The organism is Mesorhizobium sp. WSM4819 (assembly GCF_055811215.1).
The window spans coordinates 1-25439 of the sequence record NZ_JBVVQO010000022.1; the positions used below are offsets into that span (position 1 = coordinate 1).

The 25439-nt window shown below is 62.4% G+C and carries 22 protein-coding genes; 18 read left to right on the forward strand and 4 right to left on the reverse strand.

Annotated elements, in window-relative coordinates:
- Positions 1-157 precede the first annotated feature (157 nt).
- The 8 genes from AC0L18_RS19950 to AC0L18_RS19985 are packed head-to-tail and all read left to right on the forward strand — an operon-like array spanning position 158 to position 10438.
- A complete protein-coding gene (locus AC0L18_RS19950; protein ID WP_473493853.1) occupies positions 158-1699 on the forward strand; it encodes a sugar ABC transporter ATP-binding protein in 1542 nt (513 codons plus the stop codon).
- 19 nt (positions 1700-1718) lie between these two features.
- Positions 1719-2708 carry an ABC transporter permease gene (locus AC0L18_RS19955; protein WP_128172110.1) on the forward strand — a complete coding sequence of 330 codons (990 nt, stop codon included), beginning with the start codon at positions 1719-1721 and terminating at the stop codon, positions 2706-2708.
- Positions 2709-2736: 28 nt separating this feature from the next.
- Positions 2737-3717: a sugar-binding transcriptional regulator gene (locus AC0L18_RS19960; protein WP_473493854.1), complete on the forward strand. Its 981-nt coding sequence runs from the start codon at positions 2737-2739 to the stop codon at positions 3715-3717.
- Positions 3714-4709, forward strand: coding sequence for an aldo/keto reductase (locus AC0L18_RS19965; protein WP_473493855.1), 996 nt, complete (start codon positions 3714-3716; stop codon positions 4707-4709). The genes AC0L18_RS19960 and AC0L18_RS19965 overlap by 4 nt, the downstream gene beginning before the upstream one ends.
- An 18-nt stretch (positions 4710-4727) precedes the next feature.
- The gene (locus AC0L18_RS19970; RefSeq protein ID WP_473493856.1) at positions 4728-6464 is read left to right on the forward strand and encodes a glycerol-3-phosphate dehydrogenase/oxidase; all 1737 of its coding nucleotides are present in this window, start codon (positions 4728-4730) and stop codon (positions 6462-6464) included.
- The gene (locus tag AC0L18_RS19975) at positions 6437-7279 is read left to right on the forward strand and encodes a class I fructose-bisphosphate aldolase (RefSeq protein ID WP_473493857.1); all 843 of its coding nucleotides are present in this window, start codon (positions 6437-6439) and stop codon (positions 7277-7279) included. The genes AC0L18_RS19970 and AC0L18_RS19975 overlap by 28 nt, the downstream gene beginning before the upstream one ends.
- A 25-nt stretch (positions 7280-7304) precedes the next feature.
- Complete coding sequence (locus AC0L18_RS19980; RefSeq protein ID WP_473493858.1) at positions 7305-8819, forward strand: FGGY-family carbohydrate kinase; 1515 nt, start codon at positions 7305-7307, stop codon at positions 8817-8819.
- Positions 8816-10438, forward strand: a complete 1623-nt coding sequence (locus AC0L18_RS19985; protein WP_473493859.1) for a GMC family oxidoreductase — start codon at positions 8816-8818, stop codon at positions 10436-10438. The genes AC0L18_RS19980 and AC0L18_RS19985 overlap by 4 nt, the downstream gene beginning before the upstream one ends.
- Before the next feature lie 116 nt (positions 10439-10554).
- On the opposite strand, the gene AC0L18_RS19990 is transcribed toward AC0L18_RS19985, so the two are convergent.
- The 3 genes from AC0L18_RS19990 to AC0L18_RS20000 form a co-directional block, all read right to left on the reverse strand.
- The gene (locus AC0L18_RS19990) at positions 10555-11868 is read right to left on the reverse strand and encodes a type II toxin-antitoxin system HipA family toxin (RefSeq protein WP_473493860.1); all 1314 of its coding nucleotides are present in this window, start codon (positions 11866-11868) and stop codon (positions 10555-10557) included.
- Positions 11868-12122, reverse strand: coding sequence for a helix-turn-helix domain-containing protein (locus AC0L18_RS19995; RefSeq protein ID WP_091589911.1), 255 nt, complete (start codon positions 12120-12122; stop codon positions 11868-11870). The genes AC0L18_RS19990 and AC0L18_RS19995 overlap by 1 nt, the downstream gene beginning before the upstream one ends.
- A gap of 246 nt (positions 12123-12368) precedes the next feature.
- Positions 12369-13157, reverse strand: coding sequence for a class I SAM-dependent methyltransferase (locus AC0L18_RS20000; protein WP_473493861.1), 789 nt, complete (start codon positions 13155-13157; stop codon positions 12369-12371).
- A 113-nt stretch (positions 13158-13270) separates the two neighbouring features.
- Here AC0L18_RS20000 and AC0L18_RS20005 point away from each other — a divergent pair, with 113 nt between their 5' ends.
- The 4 genes from AC0L18_RS20005 (at position 13271) to AC0L18_RS20020 (ending at position 17001) form a co-directional block, all read left to right on the forward strand.
- Positions 13271-14401 (forward strand): ABC transporter substrate-binding protein, encoded by a 1131-nt coding sequence (locus AC0L18_RS20005; RefSeq protein ID WP_473493862.1) that lies wholly within the window; start codon positions 13271-13273, stop codon positions 14399-14401.
- Positions 14391-15458 (forward strand): FecCD family ABC transporter permease, encoded by a 1068-nt coding sequence (locus tag AC0L18_RS20010; RefSeq protein ID WP_027156395.1) that lies wholly within the window; start codon positions 14391-14393, stop codon positions 15456-15458. Before AC0L18_RS20005 ends, AC0L18_RS20010 begins: the two co-directional genes overlap by 11 nt.
- On the forward strand, positions 15452-16237 hold the full coding sequence (locus tag AC0L18_RS20015) for an ABC transporter ATP-binding protein (protein WP_287227321.1): 786 nt from the start codon (positions 15452-15454) through the stop codon (positions 16235-16237). Before AC0L18_RS20010 ends, AC0L18_RS20015 begins: the two co-directional genes overlap by 7 nt.
- Positions 16238-16746: 509 nt before the next feature.
- Positions 16747-17001 carry a hypothetical protein gene (locus tag AC0L18_RS20020; protein WP_236388104.1) on the forward strand — a complete coding sequence of 85 codons (255 nt, stop codon included), beginning with the start codon at positions 16747-16749 and terminating at the stop codon, positions 16999-17001.
- A gap of 103 nt (positions 17002-17104) precedes the next feature.
- On the opposite strand, the gene AC0L18_RS20025 is transcribed toward AC0L18_RS20020, so the two are convergent.
- Complete coding sequence (locus AC0L18_RS20025) at positions 17105-18049, reverse strand: lipid kinase (RefSeq protein WP_091589922.1); 945 nt, start codon at positions 18047-18049, stop codon at positions 17105-17107.
- A gap of 154 nt (positions 18050-18203) precedes the next feature.
- Between AC0L18_RS20025 and AC0L18_RS20030 the strand changes: the two genes are divergently transcribed.
- The 6 genes from AC0L18_RS20030 to AC0L18_RS20055 all read left to right on the forward strand — a co-directional run bounded on the left by AC0L18_RS20030 (position 18204) and on the right by AC0L18_RS20055 (position 25439).
- A complete protein-coding gene (locus tag AC0L18_RS20030; RefSeq protein ID WP_091589924.1) occupies positions 18204-18437 on the forward strand; it encodes an AbrB/MazE/SpoVT family DNA-binding domain-containing protein in 234 nt (77 codons plus the stop codon).
- A complete protein-coding gene (locus AC0L18_RS20035; RefSeq protein ID WP_473493923.1) occupies positions 18424-18618 on the forward strand; it encodes a hypothetical protein in 195 nt (64 codons plus the stop codon). The genes AC0L18_RS20030 and AC0L18_RS20035 overlap by 14 nt, the downstream gene beginning before the upstream one ends.
- A gap of 203 nt (positions 18619-18821) precedes the next feature.
- Positions 18822-21419 carry an ABC transporter transmembrane domain-containing protein gene (locus tag AC0L18_RS20040; RefSeq protein WP_473493863.1) on the forward strand — a complete coding sequence of 866 codons (2598 nt, stop codon included), beginning with the start codon at positions 18822-18824 and terminating at the stop codon, positions 21417-21419.
- A gap of 245 nt (positions 21420-21664) precedes the next feature.
- Positions 21665-23509: a TRAP transporter large permease gene (locus AC0L18_RS20045; protein WP_473493916.1), complete on the forward strand. Its 1845-nt coding sequence runs from the start codon at positions 21665-21667 to the stop codon at positions 23507-23509.
- Positions 23510-23538: 29 nt separating this feature from the next.
- Positions 23539-24555 (forward strand): TRAP transporter substrate-binding protein, encoded by a 1017-nt coding sequence (locus tag AC0L18_RS20050; RefSeq protein WP_473493864.1) that lies wholly within the window; start codon positions 23539-23541, stop codon positions 24553-24555.
- Positions 24556-24635: 80 nt separating this feature from the next.
- On the forward strand, positions 24636-25439 hold the full coding sequence (locus AC0L18_RS20055; protein ID WP_473493917.1) for an SDR family NAD(P)-dependent oxidoreductase: 804 nt from the start codon (positions 24636-24638) through the stop codon (positions 25437-25439).

The following is a 25439-nucleotide window of genomic DNA, read 5'->3' on the forward strand; positions in this document are numbered from 1 at the left end:
TGTCCGCCCCCCCCCCCGGGGCTGGCGCACGGCGTCCTCTCCGCCCCCCCCCCCCCCGCCCCGGCGGGTGGGTTGGGGGGGGGGGGGGGGGGGGGGGCGCCCCCCCCCCCTCGACCCGGGCCATATCATCAATTTCCAACGCTGCAGGGGGGACGGAGTGACTGCCGCCGCCATTCTTGAAATCCGCGACATCTCGAAATCGTTCGGCGCCATCAAAGCGCTGACCGGGGTCGATTTCACGCTGCAGCGCGGCGAAATTCATGCGCTGTGCGGCGAGAACGGTGCGGGCAAGTCCACGCTGATGAATATCATCGCCGGCATTGTGCAACCCGACGAAGGCGCCATTCGTCTCGAAGGCAAGAACGTCACCATCACATCGCCATCCGCCGCGCAGCGGTTTGGCATAGGCCTCGTCCATCAGGAAATCGCGCTCTGCCAGGATGCCACGGTGGCCGAGAATATCCTCATGGCGGCCGTCAACAATCGGCGCGCGCCGCTGATGAATTTTCGCCGGCTCTACGCCGATGCGCAGAAGATAATGGACCTGCTGGCACCGATCCCGGTCGAGACGCCGGTCGCCGATCTTTCTATTTCCAACCAGCAACTTGTGGAAATCGCCAAGGCGCTGACGCTCGAATGCCGGGTGCTGATGCTCGACGAGCCGACGGCCGCGCTCACCGAGACCGAGGCGCAGCGCCTTTTCGCAATCGTCCGCGATCTCAAGGCGCGCGGAATTTCAATCATCTACATCAGCCATCGCATGGCGGAGATCTTCAGCCTGTGCGACCGCGTCACGGTGTTTCGTGACGGCAGATACGTAGCGACCGATTCTATCGCTTCGGTCACTCCCAATGATGTCGTGCGCAAGATGGTCGGGCGCGAAATCACGCAGCTCTATCCGCAAAAGCTCTCGCCTGAACGGCGTACCGACCGCCCTGTGCTGTCGGTCGAAAATCTCTCCTATCGACAGGGTTCCGCTGGCGTCAGTTTCACGCTTCGAGCAGGCGAAATTCTTGGCGTTGGCGGGTTGATTGGCGCCGGTCGCAGCGAGATGGTCCAGACTGTTTGCGGCTTGCGCCCGAAAGTGTCGGGATCGGTCGAACTCAATGGCGAGCCGGTCAGCATCAGGACCTACAGCGATGCGGTGCGCGCAGGCCTCGTCTACCTCTCGGAGGACCGCAAGGCGTCGGGCCTGTTCCTCGACCTGTCGGTTGCATCCAATATCTCCGCGCTCGACCTTCGGAAGCTGACCACGCCGCTTGGGCTGCTCGATCGCCGCGCCGAGGCAAAGCAAGCCACCGACCTGGTCGTGCGCCACGGTGTGCGCATGGGCGGCATCGAGACACAGGTGTCGACGCTCAGCGGCGGCAACCAGCAGAAAGTCGCCATCGCCAGGCTTCTTTCGGTCGGCCCCAAGGTGGTCATTCTGGACGAGCCCACACGCGGGGTCGATGTCGGCGCCAAAGTGGAAATTCATCGCCTGCTTCGCGATCTCGCCGAGCGGGGCGTCGGCGTCATCGTGATTTCATCCGAGCTTCCGGAATTGATCGGACTGAGCGACCGGGTGCTTGTCATACACCAAGGTGCCATCGTCGGCGAACTGGGGGCTGACGAATTGACCGAAGAGGCAATCATGCTGCTGGCTTCGGGTCTGCGGCAGCAACGATCAAACGCAAGGCAGGTTCAGAATGTCGCTTAGACAGACCGGAGGAACCCTCATGGACGCTGAAATCAAGGCCAGCGCCCCCGGGCTTGGCGGGCGCAACTGGCTGCGTCTTGGGTCGATGCGCGAGGCGGGGCTGATCGCTATCATGCTGGCGCTGTGCATCGCCATGACATTCGCTTCGCCGCATTTCCTGACCTGGGGAAATTTCCGCGCCATGCTGATGAGCTTCTCCATTGAAGGCATCGTCGTGGTCGGCATGACGATACTCCTCATTGTCGGCGGCATCGACCTTTCCGTCGGGTCGGTGGTCTGCTTCTCCATGGTCGTGTCAGGCGCTCTGTTCCTGATGGGTCTGGACCCGTGGACCGCGAGCCTCATCGGCATAGGCGCCAGCGCGCTGATCGGCGCGGTGATGGGCTTCTTCGTGACCGTTATCGGGCTTAATCACTTCATCACATCGCTGGCGGCGATGGTGATCGTGCGCGGTCTCTGTCTTGTCATTACCAAGGGAACCCCGCTGTCGCTGTTCACCCTGCCGCCCGGGTTCAAGGCGATCGGCCAGGGCAGCTTCGGCAATGTGCCTTATGTCATCGTCATCTTTGTTGTGGTCGTGGCCATATTCGATTTTCTGCTTCGGCGTGCCACGGCCTTCCGCAAGGTCTTTTATACCGGCAGCAACGAGAAGGCGGCCCAATTTTCGGGCATCAAGACCAAGCAGGTCAAATTCTGGGTCACGGTTCTGTGCTCCACCCTCGCGGGCTTTGCCGGCATCATCTATATGTCACGCTTTGGCGCTGCGACCCCGACCTTCGGCGCTGGCATGGAGCTCAACATCATCGCCGCGGCGGTGATTGGCGGAGCATCGCTCAATGGCGGCTCGGGCACCATCTTCGGCGCCATACTGGGCATGGCGCTGCTCTCGGTCGTCACAAGCTCGCTGATCCTGCTCGACGTTTCCGTCTATTGGCAGGACATGATCAAGGGATGCATCCTGCTCGCGGCGGTATCGATCGACCACTTCCTGCACCGCAGGAAGTCCTGAGCAGCAGCGCGAGAGTTGAGCATCCATCATGTCACCACCCAATTCGCGGGACGACGTCACGATCGTCCGCCAGATGTATCAGGCGCTTGTGCTTCATTACATGGAAGCCAAGACGCAGGCGGAAATCGCCAAGGAGCTCGGCATCTCGCATGCGACCGTCAACCGCCTCATCAAACGCGGTCATCAACTCGGGCTTGTCGAGATCAAGATCAAGTCGCCGGTCGAGCAACTGATCGACATCGAGGCGAGACTTGTCGCGATCGGTGGATTCCAAAGGGCCGTCGTCGTCCCCTCCGTTTCGGACAATCCGCAGACTGCGCTTCAGCGTGTCGGTGAGGCCGCGGCCAGGCTGGTGCTCGAGACGATCAAGGACGGTGACACGATCTCCATTACCGGGGGCAAGGGGGTGAGTGCCGTCGTCGCTGGCCTCAAGCCGAACCGCAGCTACGACGTCGAGGTTGTTCCCGCGACCGGCCTGGTCCAGGGCAAGCATTACACCGACGTCAATCATGTCGCGTCTCTGATGGCCGACAAGCTCGGCGGCCGCGCCTATCAGATCCACGCGCCGCTGTTTGCCGACAGCCCGGCCCAACGTGACATGCTGATGGGCGTCCGGGCGGTTTCGGATGTCTTCAACAAGGCGCGCGAAGCAACGCTTGCGGTCGTCGGCATCGGCTCCATCCTGGCCGACGATTCGAGCTACTACGATCTGCACCCATCCTCGAGCGCCGACCGGCTGGCCATCGAGCGGTCGGGCGCGGCGGGCGAGCTGCTTGCCCATCTCATAGACGGCGACGGCAAGCTCGCCGACTACAGCCTCAACCGCTCACTGGTCTCGCTGACGCTCGAGGAATTCGCGACCATTCCGCAGTCGATCGGCGTCGCAAGCGGCGCCAGCAAGGTGGTCCCGATCCTCAGTGCCATGCGCGGCTCTCACCTCGACACTCTCGTCACCGATGAAACCACCGGCTTGAAGATCCTCGAGCTCGCCGAAGGAAATGCAGCATGAATAATCGACAAATCACCCGCTCAATCGGCAAGTCCGGCGTTGTCGCTTCGGCGGTGGGACTCGGCACCTGGGCCATCGGCGGCTGGATGTGGGGTGGCACGGATGAAGCAGAATCGATCGCCGCCATCCAGGCGTCCTTCGATGCCGGCGTTTCGCTGATCGACACCGCGCCGGCTTACGGTCTTGGCCGCAGCGAAGAGATCGTCGGCAAGGCCATCAAGGGCCGGCGCGACCGCGCGGTCATCGCCAGCAAATGTGGCCTCAACTGGCATTCGAAAAAGGGCAACCACTTCTTCGATCAGGATGGAACGCCGGTGAACCGATATCTGGGCGCCGACGGCATCGCTTATGAAGTGGAACAGAGCCTGCGGCGGCTCGGCACCGACTATATCGATCTCTACATCACCCACTGGCAGGACCCGACGACACCCATTGCCGAAACAATGGAAGCGCTCGAACGCCTCAAATCCGCTGGCAAGATCCGCGCCATCGGCGCCAGCAATCTCAATGCTGCCGAGCTGCAGCAGTATGTCGCCGCTGGCCAGCTCGACGCGATCCAGGAAAGATATTCGATGCTGGATCGCGACATCGAGCAGACATTGCTGCCGATCGCGCGCCAGCATCAAGTTGCAGCACTCAGTTACTCGTCGCTTGCACTCGGCCTGCTCTCGGGCGCCATCGATCCGGCGCGTGAGTTCAGCGGCGACGACCAGCGCAAGGACAATCCTCGATTCTCTCAGGCCAACCGGCGCAAGGTAGCCGCGCTGAAACATGCCCTGGCCCCGGTCGCTGAGGTCCACCAGGCAAGCATGACGCAGATCGTCATCGCCTGGACGCTGGCGCAACCCGGCATCACCTTCGCGTTGTGTGGAGCGCGAAACGCGACGCAGGCGCTCGACAACGCCAGGGCAGGGGAGATCTTGCTGAGCGCGGCGGAACTGGGGACGATCGATGCGGCGGTGGCCGGGCATCTCGTAGCGATAGACGCGTGATCGAAAGCGCGTCCTGAGATGAATCGCATCCAGACGATCGCCGGCTTGCGCGAGAACCCCGATGTTGACGTCCTCGTGATAGGCGGCGGCATCAACGGCATCAGCGTGTTTCGCGAGCTCGCTTTGCAGGGCGTCGATGTCCTGCTCGCCGAAAAGGGCGATTATTGTTGCGGCGCCAGCGCAGCCCTCTCGCGCATGGTTCATGGTGGCTTGCGCTACCTTGAAAACGGCGAGTTCAAGCTGGTCCGCGAATCTCTGCTCGAACGCGATCGGCTATTGAAGAACGCGCCGCATTGCGTTGCGCCATTGCCAACCACAGTGCCTGTCTTCGACCTTTTCTCAGGCATCGCAAATGGCGCATTCCGATTCCTTGGGCTAAGCCGTCGTCCGGGTCGGCGCGGCGCATTGGTCATCAAGACCGGCCTGGCGATGTATGACTTCTTCACCGCCGCACGGCGTATCGTCCCGACGCACAAGTTCAGGAGCCGTGCTGAAACACTCAAGGTCTGGCCTGCAATCAATCCTGCTATCCGCAATTCGGCGACATACTATGACGCCTGGGTCAGCCACCCCGAGCGGCTGGGTACCGAGATGCTGCGCGACACCATGAACGAAAAGCCATCGGCTCGAGCGCTCAACTATGCACGCGTATCGCTCGGTGACGCGGGCCTTGCGCTTAACGACGGACTGTCTGGCGAAACAGTTGCCGTGAAGCCGCGGCTCGTCGTCAACGCCACAGGCGGCTGGATCGACCTGACCAATTCGGCTATCGGAGCCGTCGCGCCGAAATTTATGGGTGGCACCAAAGGATCGCATCTGATCGTCGATAATCGCGAGCTTCACGACGCCCTCGACGGCCACATGATCTATTACGAGAACGAGGACGGCCGGATCTGCATCCTGTTCCCCTATCTCGGCAATGTGCTGGTCGGCTCGACGGATATCCGTGCCGACGATCCCGACCAGGCGCGCTGCGAGGACGACGAGCGGCAATACATCAGGCAGTCCCTGTCCTTCGTGTTTCCCGGGATCGAGATCACTGATACCGACATCGTCTTTCAGTTCACCGGGGTGAGGCCGCTACCGATAAGCCGGGACAGTTTTACCGGGCGCATTCCCCGCGATCATTTCTGCGAGCTCATCGAGGGCGCCGGTATGGTGCCGCCGACGCTGTGCATGATCGGCGGGAAATGGACAACCTTCCGGTCGTTCGGCGAACTGGCAGCGGATATTGTACTCGAGCGATTGTGCCGACAGCGCATCGTCGGCACCGAAAACATGCCGATCGGCGGCGGCCGGCATTTTCCCATGGCCCCCGAAAAATGGTGCGCAGAGCGCGCGGCGGTGCATGGCCTGTCGCTTGACCGCATGCGCAGCCTGTTCGAGCGCTACGGCACCGTGGCGGATGCCGTCGCCGCTTTTTTGGCAGCGGGACGGGACGAGCTTTTGCCTGGCAGCGACTACTCGGCCCGGGAAATTCAGTATCTCATCGCCAATGAATATGTCGAACAGCTGGAGGACCTGCTGCTCCGCCGCACGACAATCGCCATCACCGGTGCTCTCTCTTCCGATCTTCTCGACGCGGTTCTCGATATTCTCGCTGTCGAAAAGAGCTGGGACGCTGCGCGCAAAGCATTCGAGCGCGCCGATTTCCTCGCCCTGCTGCAGCGCCAGCATGGCGTCGATCTCGACCAGCTATCGCAAAAAGACCAAGGAAGGAGCGCCGAATGCGCATCAACAAGAAAGTCCGCATGAACCGGCTGTTCGGCGGGGCGCGCTGTCTCGACGTCGCAATCGACCATGGCGTATGCAACGAGCCGACGTTCCTGGAAGGGCTGGAGGATATGGCTGGCGTCGTCGCCCAACTGGTCGCCGCGGGACCGGACGCCATTCAGATGAATTATGGCCAGGCCGATCTGCTGCAGTCCCTGCCAGGCAAGGACAAGCCGGCATTGGTCATGCGCATAGACATGGGCAATCCATACAACAAAACCCGCCATCGCTCGATGTGGGCCATCCTGCAGAACGAAGCCGAGCCGCTGATCGGCGCGCTGGAGATGGACGCGGCCTGCGTGGTCGTCAATCTATTCATGCCGCCCGACGAGCCGGACCTGTTTCGGCAATGCGTCCACAACATTGCCAGGGTTCGCGCCGACTGTGAAAGATATGGCTTGCCGCTGATGATCGAGCCGCTGGCAATGCTGCCCAATTCAGAGCGCGGAGGCTACATGGTCGACGGCGACCCCGAAAAGATCGTCACCCTGACCCGGCTCGCCAGCGAGATGGGCGCCGACATCATCAAGGCGGATCCGACGACCGATCCGAACGACTTCCACCGGGTGGTGGCTGCGGCACGCTGTCCTGTCCTTGTGCGCGGTGGGGGCAGGGAGGATTTGCGCGCCGTCTTCGACAAGTCGGCGGCGCTGATGGCACAAGGCGCGGCAGGCATGGTCTATGGCCGCAACATATACCAGCATTCCAACCCTCGTGCCGTCGTGAGAGGATTGATGGCGATCATCCATGAGAATGCGGACGGCGCGGCGGCCTGGGAGCTCTACCAGCAAGAATAATCTTTGCAGCTTGGGAGGAGCTTCAATGCAGCGATACATTCTTGGCCTTGATGCGGGCAATACCGTCATCAAGGCCATCATCTTCGACACAGCCGGTCGCGAACTCGCACTTGCCGCTCGCGACGGCCGTTCCTGCATGCCAGAGCCCGGCCATGTCGAGCGGGACCTCGGCGAATTGTGGCGCAACGCCGTCGAGGTCATCCGCCAGTGCCTCGACCAGTCGGGCATCGACCCCCGCGAGATCGCGGTGATCGGCTGCGCCGGCCACGGCAACGGGCTCTATGCGCTGGACCGCGGCGGCGACCCGCTGCTCGGCATCCAGTCGCTCGACACGCGCGGCGTCGGCATCGTCAGCGAATGGGCGGCCGCAGGCGTTGGCGACCGGACCTATATCCACTGCCTGCAACGGCCCTGGGCGGCGCAGACGCCGACTCTGCTGGCGTGGCTCAAGCGCCATGATCCGGCACTTTTTGCCAAAATAGGCACCGTCTTCCTGTGCAAGGATTTTATCGTCAACCGCCTCACCGGCACGCGCTCGACCGAGACCTCGGATATGTCGGGCTGCGGGCTTTTGCACATGCCCGGCCGACGCTACGAGCCTGAGTTGCTGGCCGCCTACGGTCTCGACGATTGCATGGAACTGCTGCCGAACGTGCTGGAAGCCTCCGCCATCGCCGGCCATGTCACGCGCGATGTCGCCGCTGCCACCGGCCTTCTTGCGGGCACGCCTGTGGTGGCGGGCCTGTTCGACGTCGTCGCCAGCGCCATCGGTTCGGGCGTCACCAGCACCGGCGCCGCCTCGATCATTGCCGGCACCTGGAGCATCAACCAGGTTATCACCCAGGAGCCGATCCGCGATCCGTCGATCTTCATGCTGTCGACGTTCGATCCGGTGCGCTACCTCGCCATCGAATCGAGCGCCACTTCGGCCGCAAATCTCGAGTGGATCGTGCGTGAGTTCTTCGAGCATGCGCCGCCGGCAGGCGCATCGCCATTCGAGATCTGCGGCGAGCTTGTTGCTTCCGTCGATCCCGCGGGAGACATGCCGATCTACCACCCATTCCTTTACGGCTCGCAGCAGAATGGCAAAGCGCGTGCCGGTTTCTACGGCATCGCCGGCTGGCACACGCGGGCTCATATGCTGCGCGCACTGTTCGAGGGCGTCGTCTTCGAGCACCGGCGCCATGTCGAGACGTTGCGTCGAGCGGGAGCCATTGTCAGCCAGGCGGTTCTTTCGGGTGGCGGCTCGCGCAGCGCCGTTTGGCCGCAGATATTCGCAGATGTGCTGGACGTGCCGGTGACCGTGGCGCGCAGCCGTGAGACAGGTGCGCTGGGAGCTGCGATTGCAGCCGGGACAGGCGTCGGCTTATTTGCCGACTTCTCTGCGGGCGCCGCCGCGATGACCGCGCCCGACCGATGCTACCAGCCCAATTGCGCGATCGCACCGGTCTATGAGCGGCGCTATCGTCTCTATGGTGAGATCAACAAGGCCATGGGTCCGCTATGGGACAGGATGGCAAGCGAACGGACGTCCAATTGACACAGACCGCTGCCGATTTTGGACAGTACGACTTCATCATCGTCGGCGCGGGTTCAGCCGGCTGCGTGCTGGCCAACAGACTGTCGGCCAATCCAGGCATGCGCGTGCTGCTTCTGGAAGCCGGCGGCAGCGATCGCTATCACTGGGTCAACATTCCCATCGGCTATCTCTACTGCATGGGCAACCCGCGCACCGATTGGCTGATGAAGACCGAGCCGGAGCCCGGGCTGAACGGTCGTGCGCTCAACTATCCGCGCGGCAAGCTTCTGGGCGGCTGCTCGTCGATCAACGGCATGATCTACATGCGTGGCCAGGCGGCCGACTATGATGGCTGGCGGCAAGCCGGGAATCTCGGTTGGGGCTGGGATGACGTGCTTCCGTATTTCCGCAAGTCCGAGGACCATTTTGGTGGCGCCAACGACCTTCACGGCGCCGGTGGCGAATGGCGCGTCGAGCGCCAGCGCCTGTCGTGGCCAATCCTGGATGCCTTCCGCGATGCTGCCGAGGAACTCGGCATCCCCCGGACCGAGGATTTCAACGGAGGGACCAACGAAGGGTCGGGCTATTTCGAGGTCAACCAGAGGAAAGGCGTGCGCTGGAATACCTCTAAGGCGTTCCTGCGCAGCGCGCTGCGACGGCCGAATTTGCGCGTCGTCACCGGCGCCGAGACCGAGTTGCTGGATTTCGACGGAGCTTGCGTTACCGGCGTTGTCTTTCGCATGGGTGGCCAACTGCATCGTGCGCGGGCAGGCGAGACGATCCTTGCCGCCGGCGCGATCAATTCGCCGAAGCTGCTCGAGCTTTCCGGCGTCGGCCGACCTGCCGTGCTTGGCGCAGCAGGAATCCCGGTTCGCCACGCGCTGGAAGGCGTCGGCGAGAACTTGCAGGATCATCTGCAGATCCGCACAGTCTTCAAGGTCGCCAACGCCTCGACGCTAAACCAGCGCTACCACAATCTGTTCAGCCGTGCGGCTATGGGCGTCGAATACGCTATCCGTCGCAGCGGACCGCTGTCGATGGCGCCGAGCCAGCTTGGTATCTTCGCCAGGAGCGACCCACGCCTGGAGACGCCCGATCTCGAATACCATGTCCAGCCGTTGAGCACTGACCGGCTGGGCGAGCCGCTGCATCGCTTCCCCGCGGTCACGGTTTCGGTCTGCAATCTCAGACCGGAAAGCCGCGGCACCGTCCACATGGAGGCGTCCGATCCGCAGGCGGCTCCGAAGATCCGGCCGAACTATTTGTCTTCCGAGGGAGACAGGACCGTGGCTGTGGCATCGCTCCGCCACGTCCGCCGCTTGATGAAGGCGCGCGCCATTGCCCGTTTCGCGCCTGAGGAAATGCTTCCCGGCGCACATTATGAAAGCGACGAAGAACTCGTCCGCAAGGCCGGCGATATCGGCACGACGATTTTCCACCCGGTCGGCACCTGCAAGATGGGCGCAGGCTCGACGGCAGTGGTCGACGGCCGGCTGCGGGTGCACGGCATTTCCGGCCTGCGCGTCGTCGATGCTTCGATCATGCCGACGATCGTTTCCGGCAACACCAACTCTCCAGTGGTCATGATCGCGGAGAAGGCATCGGAGATGATCCTGCAGGACGCCAACCAGAAGAAATAATCCTCGGTGGCGCATCTGAGCTGACGCGACCGGCCTGTCGTGCCTCCTGTGAGGCGACAGAAGGCTTCAGCTGAAGCAGGCTGGTAGGGGAAGGTCGGTCCTGCCAACGCATGGCGTCAGGATTTCACATCGGCGAGAAGGCGGACTCTGTCGGCAATGGCGGTCATCACCGATTTGACGAGCGGGTCCGGGAAGCTTTTGGGGAGTTTGTCGACAACCGCTGCGGCCGCGCGTTCTGCATTTGCCGCCAGATCGTCGCATAACGACAGCATTGCCGGTTTTCCAACGCCGGCAAGGTCGGCCGTCTGCAGGAAATGGCGCGGTACAACTTCGTGCAAGGCGTAGTGGTTGCTCTTGCCGACAGACATTGCGAGCTTGAATTTCTTTCGTGGGATTTGGTGCAAATCCAGGCTTGGCTGTGCGCTCAGCACATCATAGAGGGGCGTCATGCGGTAGCCGCCGCCGGGCGACAGAAAAATGCTGAAGTTCTTGGCGTGTCCGTCCGTTGCACCCAGCAGCCAGAAAATTATGCTGGCCCGCATAAATGTCAGGATATCAGCGTCTGGCGTATCGCTGCCTTTGAGCAGGTTGATGATCTCGCGCATGCCCGGCCCACCTTCTGATTGGTATTTTCTGGTCGGCGGCACGGAGAGGGCCTGACAGCAATCCTCCTGCGGCTGGCGCAGCAAGCGTCCGTCTCTTGTCCAGATGCGGTCGAAGCGCTCGACGATCAACGTTCGCCGTTTACCGAAATCAGCGATCTCGACGCGGGCGACAGGAACGCCCATTCCCTCCACCAGCTTGAGGCACAGATATTCGTTTTCGACGCTGTTCGACAGGTCGATGCCGTTCGGCAGGCGGCCGATCTGCGGTTTGAGAATATGGGTGGTGGCTGTCGTGCCGATCGGTTTGAACCATTGACCGTCTTTGCGCAGCAGCGCCGTTTTCTCCTGGACGCCGGCAATCGAGATACGGAAATCTTCGTCTTCGCCCATGCCGAGCGGAGTGGAAGCGAGATTTTTGACGATGTCGGCGATCTCGGCGTCGGTCACCGGCTTGCCGTTGACTTCTCCGGCGAGTCCGGCATCGACGCCGTCCGGCAGGAACTGGAGTGCGCCGACGCAGTCATGGCCAAGTGCGGCTAGCATGCTGTAGGCATCGGTACCGGCTGCGCCGACTCTTTCAGCAACGCGCTTGCGGATATCGCTGCTGTCCGGAAGCAAGTTGTCGAAGACGTTGATGACCGGCTCGCCGATGTAGCGGTCCTCCCGCAGCGGCAGCGAGAGAGATACAGGGAAGGTGCCGCGGAATGCCAGCCACTCGTCGGCATATTTGAAATCGACCGCGCCTGTCGCCTCACGCCGCATGACGCCGACAAGGCGGCCGTTCAGGAAAACGTTGAGCGGAGCGTGGGCGCGCGGGCGTCCCATCAGAACAGGTCCTCGATGTCGGCGGCGCTGCCCTTGGTGCGTGGTCGGATGACGAGTTCCAAGTCGAGCGCCGAGAGCGCAGCCATCAGCGTCCGCAGCTGGACCGCGGGCTCTCCGGCTTCGAGGCGTGACACTGTCCCCTGGCGCAGGTGAATGCGATCACCCAGTCCGCCTTGGGTAAGGCCGGCCTGTTTGCGGACGCGGCGTAAAATGGCGCCGAGTTGTTTTTCTGTTCGGGCGATTTGCTCGGTCATGGAGCACCTCCAATAAACAATATACGCGAAGACGTATAGATCGGCAATATACGTGATTGCGTATATTCGATTTTATACGCATCCTCGACTAAAAGAAAAAAAGGCGCGAACGCGTATAATGGATCGACTTTGATGGCACGTCGGACATCGTCGTCGAGCGCGACACCGCTCCGTTCGCGGGGAGAGCGACGGCGGCGGTGGCAGTTAAGGTGGCATGGAGCGACCGATGCGGCAACGCCGAGGCGTTTACTGCGGCTTTGTCGCGCAGATCGCGAAGCGGTGTTGAGTGGCGCGTTCGAGCGCCTTGGGCCAACTCATCCGTCGAGCCTGGGCGCGATGGATCGCGCCCAGTTTCCAGTCCACGACCGGCTGCTCGAACCCGGCTTCGGCCAGCAAGCGAACTATCTCTTCCGCCCGTGCGCCGCCTGAGAAATAGACACGGGCAAGAATGTTCTGGTGACGTCTGGCCATGGCGGCGCCGTCATCGTCCGAGACCTGGGACTTGCCGGCCGTGAGCTTCTCCCAAAGTTCCCGCATACGCGTCGCCCAGTTGCGGCTGACAAAATCGCCGTCGATGACCAGCAGCCTGCCGCCGGGCTTCAGCAGCGAGAACCATTCGGCAAAGGCCGCCTTCGGATCCAGCAGCGTCCAGACCAGGTGACGGGTGACGATGACATCGTAGCTCGCCCTGTCCTCGAGCGTCCGTTCTGCATCCCTCACGATGAAGCGGATATCGGCGCCGCGTTTTTGTGCCTTGGCGCGCGCCTTGGCAAGCATGGCTTCCGACCAGTCGAGGCCTGTCACCACAAAGCCCAGATAGTGCATCAGATGCGAAATGACGCCAGTCCCGCAGGCGAGATCCAGAGACGCCCGCCCGGCGCCTGGTCCAAGGTGTGTGGTTAAGAGCGCGTGCCAGGCGGCACGCTCCTGCTCGGAAAAAATCTCGTGGCCGACCTGCAGGTCGAATGTCTCGGCGCGGTCGGACCAATAGTCCCGAATCTCGTCGCGCAGCGAATAGTTTGCGTGAGCCGTCATTGCCCGAAACGCACTCCCCAAAGTGGCTACATTGGAATTGCTCTAAAAGAAAATTCTTGATTATACAACTCATGTTTCATAAGCGGGGCCGGCAACTGAATTGCGAGAGCCCAATGATTTTGAAATCGATATTTGCGGCCGCGGTCGCGCTCGCGGCCTTGATGCCGCTTACCCCAGGCGCGCGCGCCGAGACCGTCACCGACATTGCCGGCCGCAAGGTCGAGGTGAAGACGCCGGTCGAGAAGGTCATCCTCGGCGAAGGCCGGCAGATCTACCTGATCGCCGCGCTCGATACCGACAACCCTTTCAAGCGCATCGTTGGCTGGCGCGAGGATTTCTCCCAGGCCGATCCGGACAATTACGCCGTTTATCTGGAAAAATTCCCGTCGATGGCGGCGATACCGACCTTCGGCGGTTTCAAGGACGGCACCTTCGACATCGAGCAGGCCATCGCACTTGACCCGGACGTGATGATCATGAACATCGAGTCCAAGCAGGCAACCGAGGACGCGCAATACATCGAGAAGCTCGCCGCCGTCGGCATTCCGGTGGTCTATGTCGATTTCCGCGAGCAACCCTTCACCAACACCGAGCCGAGCATGCGCCTGATCGGCAAGCTGCTTGGCCAAGAACAGCGGGCCGAGGCGTTCATCGCCTACCGCGCGGCCCAGATCGCGCGCGTCACCGATGTGATCGCAGAGAAGAACCCCACGCGCCCGACCGTGTTCATCGATCGCGCCGGGGGCTATTCCGATGATTGCTGCATGAGCTTCGGCAACGACAATTTTGGCAAGTTCGTCGACATGGCCGGCGGGGCCAATATCGCGGCCGACCTGATCCCGGGCACGTTTGGCGCGCTCAATCCCGAACAGATCATCGCCAGCGATCCCGACCAGGTGATTGTGACGGGCGGCAATTGGGAGGCCTATGTGCCGGGCGGCAAATGGGTCGGCGTCGGTCCCGGCGCCGACGAAGCCGCGGCACTGAAGAAACTCAAGGGCCTGACCGAGCGGCCCGCGCTAACCGGCATCAAGGCGGTGGAGAACGGGCAGGTCCACGCCATCTGGCACCAGTTCTACAACAGCCCCTATCAGTTCGTCGCCATACAGCAGATGGCCAAATGGCTGCATCCCGACCTGTTCGCCGATCTCGACGCCGAGGCCACCTTCAAGGAGTTGCATGAGAAGTTCCTGCCGGTCGGGTACACGCCTGGCCATTGGGTCTCGCTCTCCGATGAGCAGTGAACCGGCCGCACTGTCAGCCAAGCAAGGGCGCGGGCTCTACCGCGCCCTTGTCCTGCGCAAGCAGCTGATCCTGGCGGGGCTCGCCCTGGCGCTGCTGCTGAGCCTCTGCATCGACCTCGCGCTCGGGCCCGCAAGCTATAGCCTCGACCAGGTGGTGCTCGCCCTGGTTTCTCCCGGCAGTGTGCCGCTTCAGGTGCGCGTCGTGTTGTGGGACATCCGGCTTCCCATCGCGCTGATGGCTGTAGTCGTCGGCGCAGCACTGTCGGTCGCCGGTGCGCAGATGCAGACAATCCTCAACAATCCGCTCGCCAGCCCGTTCACGCTCGGCATTTCGGCGGCGGCCAGCTTTGGCGCAGCCCTCGCGCTCGCCTTCGGCGTCGCGCTGATCCCGGCCGCGATCGAATATATCGTGCCGCTGAACGCCTTCGTGGTGGCGATGCTGACCGCGCTCGTCATCCACCTTCTGAGCCTCAAGCGCGGCGTGACGGTCGAAACCATCGTGCTTCTCGGCATCGCGCTCGTATTCACCTTCAATGCGCTGCTGTCGCTCGTCCAGTATCTTTCCTCCGAGCAGGCGCTCGCCGCGGTCGTGTTCTGGACGATGGGAAGCCTCACCAAAGCCACCTGGCCCAAGCTCATCATCACCAGCCTCATCCTTCTCGCAACACTTCCGATATTCGTGCGCCGCGCCTGGGCGCTGACGGCGCTGCGGCTAGGCGAAGACAAGGCCGCGAGCTTTGGCGTCAAGGTCGCACGCCTCAGGCTTGAAACCATGATGATGGTGAGCCTCCTTGCTGCCATTCCCGTCGCCTTCGTCGGCACGATCGGCTTCATCGGGCTTGTCGGTCCGCACATCGCCCGCATGCTGATCGGAGAAGATCAGCGCTTCTTCCTGCCCGCCTCGGCGCTTTCGGGGGCGCTCATCCTTTCGGCGAGTTCGGTTGCCAGCAAGTCGCTCGTTCCGGGCACGATCTTCCCGATCGGCATCGTCACCTCGCTTATCGGCATTCCCTTCTTCATCTCGCTGATCCTCTCGAATGTGAGGCGCTCATGGTAACGATCAGGCTCGATGGTCTCGGAGCCTTCCACGGGGCGCGGCTCGTCCTTTCGGATGTTTCAACTCCCATTTTCCGGGGTGGCGAGGTTGTCGCCGTGATCGGACCCAACGCAGCGGGCAAGTCGACGCTGTTCAAGCGCATCGCAGGACTTCTGAAGGGCCCGGGACGCGTCTGCCTCGAGGGAGCCGTGAAGGGGCCGGACGGCATCTGCTATATGCCGCAGGATACGGCAGCCAACGCGGTGCTGACCGTCTATGAATCGATTCTGCTCGCCCGCAAGCAGGGCTCGGCATGGTCGGTCAGCGACGGCGACCTCGCACTCATAGACGGCATCCTGGCCGCGCTCAGCATCTCGGATCTTGCCTTTCGCAACGTCGGAGAATTGAGCGGCGGGCAAAGGCAGGTGGTAAGCATTGCCCAGACCCTGGCTCGCGAACCTGAAATCCTGCTGATGGACGAGCCGACGTCCGCGCTTGACCTGCACCGGCAGGTAGAGGTGCTGACCTTCATGCGCGGGCTTGCGCGCAAGCACGGGATTGCGGTGCTGATCGCAATTCACGACCTCAATCAGGCCCTGCGCTTCGCCGACAAATGCATCGTCATCGCCGAGGGCCGGATGGTCGCCTGCGGCACGCCGGAAGAGGTCGTCACCCCGGCGCTATTGCGTGATGTGTACCGCGTCGAGGCGAGGATCGAGCGCTGCTCGCGGGGCATCGGTCATGTCATGGTGGACGGCGTTGCCGCCGAAACGGCAGCGACTGCATCGATAGCAGCTTAGAGCGTCTGTGGTCGAAAGCCAAAAGCCTGGAAAATAGATCAAAATTCTAGCGTAAATAATTGAATTAAAAACATTTTCAGACGCCAAGGCGGTTACTTTGGCGACGAATGGAAGCGTTCGCTTTCGACCGCTGCACGTCCTCGACGAACTGCTGTTCTACGAGACATCTTGGGTGGACAGAGGTCGTGAAAACGCGCGATAAGGTTAGCCTGCGCTAGATTCAGAGATGGCCGGGGCACCAGATGATGGCACGCCGAATGTGCAACGCAATGCTTGGCTTCGCGGCGCTTGCCATAACCGCGTGCCAATCGGCCCCTGAAACGCCGCGACCCACTGTCGAACCTGCGTTAGGACCTGGATCCATTCCTGCCCAAACCGCCTCGGATCCTGCCGCTGTTCCTTCCGACTCGGCAATCATTGATCAATCCGTGGCGGTCACTCCCCCTGCCAACACCGTCCCGACAAAATATGCTGCTTTTTCGGGTCTATGGGCCGGACGATTGGAGGGGATGTATGACGCCAAACTTGCTGTTCAGACGATTTCTTCCAATGGCAAGGTGACGGTCACCTACGCGTGGGGAACTCTGGGCGACAACCATCCGGGAGAGGCCGCCGGCGTTGGAAGAATTGTGGGGACTACGTTGAAGCTTGAGCGCCTGCCGAGTGGCGCAGACGTCAGTTTTGTCATGCGGCCCGACAGAACCCTGGCCGGAACCGTCAGGCTTGCCGGCCAGACCTACACGGGCGCGTTCGTCAAGCAATGATCGAAGACATGCCCGGAAGGCTATGTTGCTGTTGCCAGATCACTCCTGATCGAGAGATGACCGCGGGCGATTGGGTTTGTTCGACGCGCGCTTGATCGCCAGTCTAGCCGCTGTTTGCGCTGACCGCGTCACCAAGCACCTTTGTGCGGGGCTGTATGCGCGCGGCGGCAGGCGCGAACACCGAAATTGCCTTCGGGTGGACCTTGAAATGCGCCGGGGTCGAGGTGACGATCTCACCGTCAGTGTTCACCGGCATCGGCCTTTTCGTCTCGATGTCGAACTCGACGCATCTGGCTGTGCGAACCTCGCTCCAGGCGCCGTGCGTGCCGGAGCGGAACGAGCGCAACAAGAGCGCCATCTTCCAGAGATTCGTCATTTCCAGGCTGTACAGGTCGAGATGGCCGTCATCGATCTCCGCCGTCTCCTCGACGACGTTGCCGCCGCCATAGTGGCGGCCGTTGCCGACCGCTATCTGGTAGGTCTCGACTTCGGTCGTTGCGCCTTTTTCGGTAATCCTTGCTTCAAAGTGGCGGGCCTTGGTCAACACTTTCATGGCCGCCAGGGCATAGCCAAACCTGCCGAAACGCTTCTTCAGCGCCGGATCCAGCCCCTGGGCAAGATCGGTGCTGAGGCCGATGCTCGCGACGTTGAAGAAAGCGTGGCCATTGACGGTTCCGATATCGATCAGACGTCGTCCGCCCTCTACTATCACGTCGGCCGCCTTCCCAAGATCCAACGGTATTTCGAGGGTACGCGCCAGATCGTTCGCCGTCCCCATCGGAATGATGCCCATCGGCAGCCCGCTTTCCATGACCGCGACAGCCGCCGAGGACACCGAGCCATCGCCGCCGCACACGATCACAAGATCGGCCCTATGGCGAAGGCGCACGATGTCGCGTGCTATCTCGGGCAGTGCCTCAAATGTCTCGACGCTGACGCGGAGCCCTCCGGCTTCGAGCCGCTCGACGACCGGTGCGAGAGATTCCTGCCCGCGTCGTGCCTTTGGATTGATGAGTAGAAGCGCGCGTCTGTTCGTAATGTCATTCATGCGGCGTAAATAGGGTGCGTGGCTGCGGATTACGACGTCGACAGGCGCGCCCCGGGGAAACAAGCCACAAAATCACGGCTTCGGCAGCCGCTTGTGGAGGTTGAAATTCGGTCCACATAATAATACCGAAAATGGGTACTACCAAGGTGCGGAGATGACCAACACAGTCACAGCCAAAGGACAGGTGACCATCCCGAAGCCGGTCCGGGACCTGCTCGGAATCGTTCCGGGCAGCAAGGTTGATTTCCGCCGCACCGATGACGGCAATGTGGTGATTGTGCGTAGTGACAAGAAGCAGCCCGCGAGCCGCTTCGCGAAATTGCGCGGCCATGCCGGCAAGGGCCTCGACACCGACGCCATCCTGGCGCTGACGCGTGGCGACGCGTGACGCTGGTCGGCTCGATCCTGTAACGGACGATGCGAACTGGGCGGATTGGTCGATCGACCGGCTTGAGGCGGCAAGCCTCAATGGGCCGTTGCTGATCAACGATGCGGTCTATGCCGAACTTGCCGTCCGCTATGACCGCACGCCTGTTTCTCGTCCGCTGCTTCGCGCGGCGTGTGCGTAGGCCCCGCGGCTTGGGTCTACGCCATCGTGGCGAAAAGAATTGCAACTCCACCGAGAATAATCCTGGTTCGACCGCGTTCTCCCCCACGTAACAGCGCCCCTTGGTGACCGGAGAGACCACAATGGAAAATTCTTGACTGCGAACGCATCGCGAAGGCCAAGCGGGCTTTCACGACCCGCCGAATTCCCACTGAGCGCATGCGGATGTTGCTTGCGCCTCCCGCCGAACCGAAGGCAGGCGACTTGGTGCTCGCGCGGATCGAGGCGCTCGGTCACCACAAGTCGGTCGAACTGCCCTCGGGACGCAAGGCGGCACTTGCCGCGACGGACGAAGTCGTCCTGGCCTACGGCAACCGCTACGCCCCTGATCAGTTCGAGGCGATCGTGCCGGCAGATCTCGGACCGTGCCATATGGTGGCGGCAGGCGGAGTGGCTTCGCGGGCGTTGGCATGGCACGACAAGACCATGTCTCCGACTGCGATCGTGCCGCTCGGCCTCGTCACCAACTCATGCGGCCGCGTTCTGAACGTTGCAGACTTTACGGTCGCGCCGCAGCCGGCGCGGCTCACCCCGCCGACAATCGTTGTCTTCGGAACGTCGATGAATTCGGGCAAGACGACAACAGCTGCAAGCCTCGTGCGTGGTCTGACCAGGGCAGGTTTTGCAGTTGGTGCGGCAAAGGTGACCGGAACCGGAGCCGGCAATGATCTCTGGTCGATGATGGATGCCGGAGCATGCGCCGCTCTTGATTTTACTGATGCCGGCTTTGCCACGACCTATCTTGCCCCAATCGATGCCATCGTCGAGGGCGCGCAGCATTTGCTGCATTCTCTTGCCGCCACCGGGGCGGAGATCGCGGTTCTGGAGGTCGCGGATGGGCTATTCCAGTCCGAGACGGCCGCGCTGGCAAAGTCCCCGCAATTCCGGGAACTGGCCGGCGGCGTGCTGTTTGCCGCAGGCGGATGCGATGGGGGCGGTGGCGGGCTGCGAAAGGCTGCGCGAGCTTGGATACGACGTGCTCGGGCTCAGCGGACTCCTGACCTGCTCGCCGCTGGCGCGCCGGGAAGCAGGCGCTGCCAACGTCCCTGTCTATGGCGTCAAGGAACTCACCGATCCGGCGACCGCGGCAAGCATAGTCTCAGGGATATTGAACCCGCGCCTGATGGTGATCGCTGGAGGTGCACAATGCCTCTACCAGGAATCCTGATCGGCACGCGACTGGTCGCCCTTGCGGTTCTTGTCGCCATCGGCTTTGCCAAGGCCGCCACGTCGCTCGCTCTTGTCGCCATCGTCGGTGCGGCGGTTTCCGGGGAACCGCAGCCGCTCGGGCAGGGCAGGCTGATCGTGGCCAGCCTTTCGCTCGGCATCGCGCTCTTCGCACTCGGGGTGATGCAGCGCCGACAGGGGGCAGCTTTTGCACTGGACTATGTGCGCGAGGTCCGCAGACTGCTGGTCGAGCAACTCTTCGCGTTGCCGCCTGGCGCCGGCCGGACCGGTCTCGGCCTGGTAATGACCCGCCTCGTCACCGACCTCTCCGCCATCAGATCCTGGCTGGCCGACGGCGTGGCTTCCCTCTTTGTTGGGGGTCCTTCCGTCGTTCTCATCGTGCTTGGCGCTTTCTGGCTTGCCCCAGGGGTTGCGCCGTTCCTGCTTTGCGGCGTTCTTGCCTGGTCGATCGTCTGTCTTGTTGCCCTGCCGTTTCTTCACCAGGCCATCCGCGAAGGCCGGCGGAGGCGGGGACGGCTTGCCGGCCGTCTCGGCGACATCGTTGCCGCCCGGGCGGCGTTTGCCCATTTCGGCAAAAGCGGAACGTCCACACGCAAGATCGACCGGATGTCGGAAGCGCTCAACATGTGGCTCGTTCGCCGGGCAGGGTGGTCGGGGGCTGCGCGCGCGTCCAGCGACTTCGTCATGCCCGTGATCGTCGTCATCCTCGTGGCCTATGCGTTTTCGGGCCGCCCGGCGATTCTCGTTGGCGATCTCAGCACGCTATTGCTCCTCGCCGGGCTGACGGTTGGCCAGCTTTCCGACCTCGCTCGCGCCGCCGATTATCGGCTTGCCTATGTCGAGTCCCGCCGCCGGATTGCCTCCATCCTGGCAAGGCCGGTGCTTGCGGATCCTGTGAATCCAGTTCCCCTGCCGCGCTCGACGTCAGGCCGGCGGCTGCGCATCGAATTTCATTGCCGAAACGGCACGCCGTCAAAAGTGCTGGAGGCCGCGCCCGGCGCGTCGATCCTGCTTGGCGGTGATACGCCTGAAGCACGCAGCGCGCTTTTTTCCAGCATCGCAGGTTTCGAGGAAAACAGCGGCCTGGCGATTTTCCTCGATGACATCCCCGTCAACAAGATTTCGCAACGCGACCGGCGCCGGGCAATCACCGTTTTGTCGCCGACGATCCCGTTGGTGCGGGCAACAATGCTCGACAATATTGCCCTGGGAGCGCCCTCAGCGACCTCGCAAGAAGAGATAATCGCCACGGCCTCGCTGTGCGGCCTGGCAGTCGATGAACCTACAGACAGGCGACTGGAGCCTCCTCACGTCGGTGCAATGCAGGCCGCCCGGATCCGTGCCGCACGAGCGCTAGTCCGATCAGCGGCCGTGCTCCTAGTCGACGACCTCGATGTCTGCAAGGACCGGGACTTGCTTGCGGCCGTTCTTGCACACGCGCGTGCCGCGCAAACGACAGTGATCGTCTCGTGCGAAGCAGCCACTGCGGGCATGGAATTCGATGATACTGGCTTCTCGATTGCGAGTGATCGGGAGATTGCCTCGGCGCTGCCACATGTCTTGTTGCAACCATAAATAGACGCGACTAGCGACATCGATCCACAATATGGATCGCATTTTCGCCGCAAGTCGCTGATATAAAGCCGATTGCATGGCAAAAATCGGTTATGCGAAATAATTGGTCCATGATATAGACCTGTATGCAAAAATCTGGAACGAGCGGGAGGAGATCGCTTCGTTCCCGATTTCGGCGTGAGCAGGCGTCGTTGCCTGGTCCGAGCGGAGGAGCTTGAAGCATGGCAGCCGCCAGCAACAACACGATGATCGTCGATACGCCGGCCGAGGTGCTGGATGCGCGGCCAGGGTCGCGGCTGATGTGGCCGGTCGAGGCGGTGGCCTCGATCCTGCTCGTCTTCGTCATCGGTCTGCTGCTCGCCGGCGTCATCTCGCGCTACGTGCTATCGCTGCCGATCGTCTGGATCGATGAGGCCGCCTCCATCTCCTTTCTCTGGCTCGCCATGCTCGGCTCGGCGATTGCCATCGACCGCAACGAGCATCTGCGTCTTACCATCTTCCTCAACCTGATCCCCGAGCGCGGCCGCAACTTCGTGGACGCCCTCGCTTTGCTCGTCGTGGCGACGGTGCTGCTCGCGCTGATCGTGCCGGCAAGCCAGTATGTACAGGAAGAGTGGTACGTCACCTCGGCGGCGCTCAACATTCCGATGAGCTTCCGCGCCTCGGCAATTGTCGCCGGGCTGGCATTGATGTCGGTTATCGCCGTGGGCCACGCGATCCGCGCAGCGACGCTCGCCAACTTGGCCGCCGCTGTCGCAGTCATTGCCGCACTGGCCGTGGTCGGCTGGCTGCTTTCGCCATTGTTCCTCACGCTCGGCTACGCCAACATCGTCATCTTTCTCGTCGGCGTGGTGGCGGTCTGCCTTCTGCTCGGTGTGCCGATCGCTTTCTGTTTCGGCGTCGGCACGATCGCCTTCATCGCCTTCAGCACGCACGTGCCGATGATCGTGCTTGTCGGCCGCATCGACGAGGGGATGTCGAGCCTCATCCTGCTGTCGGTGCCGATCTTCGTTCTGCTCGGCTGTGTGCTCGACGTGACAGGCATGGGCAAGGCGATCGTCGAGTTCATGGCGTCGCTGCTCGGCCATGTGAAGGCCGGCATGTCTTACGTGCTGCTGGGCTCGATGTTCCTCGTCTCGGGCATTTCCGGTTCGAAGGTTTCCGACATGGCGACCGTCGCTCCGGCACTTTTCCCAGAAATGAAGCGGCGCGGCCACAAGCCCAGGCAGATGATCGCGTTGCTCGCAACCGGCGCTGCGATGGCCGATACGGTGCCGCCATCGATCGTGCTGATTGTGCTCGGCTCGGTCGCCGGCGTTTCGATCGCTGCGCTTTTCACCAGCGGCTTCGTCATCGCGGTGGTTCTGTTGCTCGTCCTTGCGGTGCTCGCGCGTTGGAAGGCTTCGGGCGAAAACATGGAAGGCGTCCATCGCGCTCCGTTCTCACTTGTCTGGAAGACGCTGCTCGTCTCCGCCCCCGCGCTGGTGCTCCCCTTCCTGATCCGCGGCGCCGTCGGCGGCGGCGTCGCCACCGCCACGGAGGTGTCCACAATCGCCGTGCTCTATGCGCTCGTCATCGGCGCGTTGTTTTATGGCGGCATCGGCGCGAAGAAATTCTACGCCATGCTGGTCGAGACGGCGGCGCTGTCCGGCGCCATCCTGCTTATCCTCGGCACCGCCTCGGCAATGGCTTGGGCGCTGACGCAAACCGGCTTCGCCAACCAGCTGGCCATCTACATGACCGACCTGCCCGGAGGCTGGTTCTCCTTCATGCTCGTCACCATCGCCGTCTTCATGGTTCTCGGCTGCGTTCTTGAAGGCCTGCCAGCGATCGTTCTGATGGCGCCGATCATGTTTCCAATCGCCGCTCGGCTGGGCATCAACGACGTGCACTATTCGATGGTCGTCGTGACGGCGATGAACATCGGGCTTATGGCGCCGCCTATCGGCATCGGCTTCTATATCGCCTGCAAGATCGGCGACGTCTCGCCCGACGAGGCTATGAGCGCCATCTGGCCCTACCTCGGTGCGTTGCTTGCCGGCCTGTTGCTGATCGCCGCCGTCCCGGCGCTGTCGGTAGCCTATCTCTAGCCACTCGGATTCAACCAGGAGGAAACACGATGACCATCACCCGCCGCAGCTTGATGATAGGCGCAGCCGCATCCATCCCGCTCGTGAGCACCATCCGCTACGCCGGGGCGCAGGCGGCGGAGTTCAACTACAAATACGCCAACAACCTGCCGCTCACCCACCCGATGAACCTGCGCGCGCAGGAAGCCGTCGAGAAAATCCGCGAGGAGACCGGCGGCCGCGTCGCCATCCAGATATTCCCCAGCAACCAGCTCGGCGCCGACACCGACATGCTGAGCCAGGTTCGCTCGGGCGGCGTCGAATTCTTCACGCTGTCGCCGCTGATCCTTTCCACGCTCGTCGCCAATGCCTCGATCAGCGGCATCGGCTTTGCCTTCTCGGACTACGACGCGGTGTGGGCGGCGATGGATGGCGACCTCGGAAAATATGTGCGCGGCGAGATCGAGAAATCGAACCTGATCGTCATGGAGAAGATCTGGGACAACGGCTTCCGCCAGATCACCAGTTCCGTCGGCCTGATCGAGACGCCCGCGAACCTAGAAGGCTTCAAGATTCGCGTCCCGGTCAGCCCGCTCTGGACCTCGATGTTCACCGCCTTCAAGTCGGCGCCGGCCAGCATCAACTTCGCCGAAGTGTATTCGGCGCTGCAGACGAAGATTGTCGACGGGCAGGAAAACCCGCTCGCCATCATCTCAACGGCCAAGCTCTACGAGGTGCAGCAGTTCTGCTCGGTCACCAACCACATGTGGGACGGCTTCTGGTTCCTCGCCAACAAGCGGGCCTGGGAGGCGATGCCGCAGGACATACGCGAGATCGTCGCCAGGAACCTCAACGAGGCCGGCGTGAAGGAGCGCGAGGACGTCGCCAAGCTCAATGCCACGCTTGAGCAGGAGCTCGCCGCCAAGGGCATGAAGATCAACCATCCGGATGCGGCCCCGTTCCGGCAGACGCTGAAGGACGCCGGCTTCTACTCCGAGTGGAAGGGCAAATACGGCGACGAAGCCTGGGCCATCCTGGAAAAGGCTGTTGGCGCCAGCCTGACCTGAGTGCAGGGCAGTTCCCGGGCGGGCAGGGCATGTGGCTCAACCGCCCGATAACAGCCGCGATTTTTGTAAGGAATTCGATGGTGGTCGACCGGCTCAGGGGAAAATCCGCAATCGTCTTTGGCGCGGGGTCGTCCGGACCCGGCTGGGGCAACGGCAAGGCAGCCGCGGTCGCCTTCGCGCGCGAAGGCGCGCGCGTCGCCTGCGTCGATCTCGCTGCGGCGGCCGCCGCTGAAACCGCTGATATCATCCGCGACGAAGGCAACCAGGCGATCGCGTTGTCGGCCGACGTGACCAATCTGGCCTCAGTCGAACTGGCAGCAGCGGCGGCAATGGAGGCGTTCGGCGCCATCGACGTCCTGCACAACAATGTCGGCGTGACCCATATGGGCGGTCCCATTGAACTCGATGAGGACGCGTTCCAGGCCGCCCTCGACCTCAATATCGGACCGGTCTACCGCACCGCCAAGGCGGTGTTGCCGCATATGCTCAAGGGCGGCGGCGGTGCAATCGTCAATATCTCGTCGCTCGCCGCGATACGCTACGTCGGCTATCCCTATTTCGCCTATTATGCGGCCAAGGCCGCGGTGAACCAGGCCACAGTGGCGCTGGCCATGCAATATGCCCGGCAAGGTATTCGCGCCAACTGCATCATGCCGGGCCTGATCGACACGCCGATGATCTACAAGCAGATTTCCGGCCAGTATGGTTCGGCCGACGAGATGGTGGCCGTCCGCAACGCCATGGTGCCGATGGGGCGGATGGGAACAGCGTGGGACGTCGCTGCGGCGGCCGTGTTTCTTGCCTCCGAGGAGGCGCGCTTCGTCACCGGCGTTTGCCTGCCTGTCGATGGCGGCCAAAGCTGCGCCGTCTGCGAGCTCCGCTGA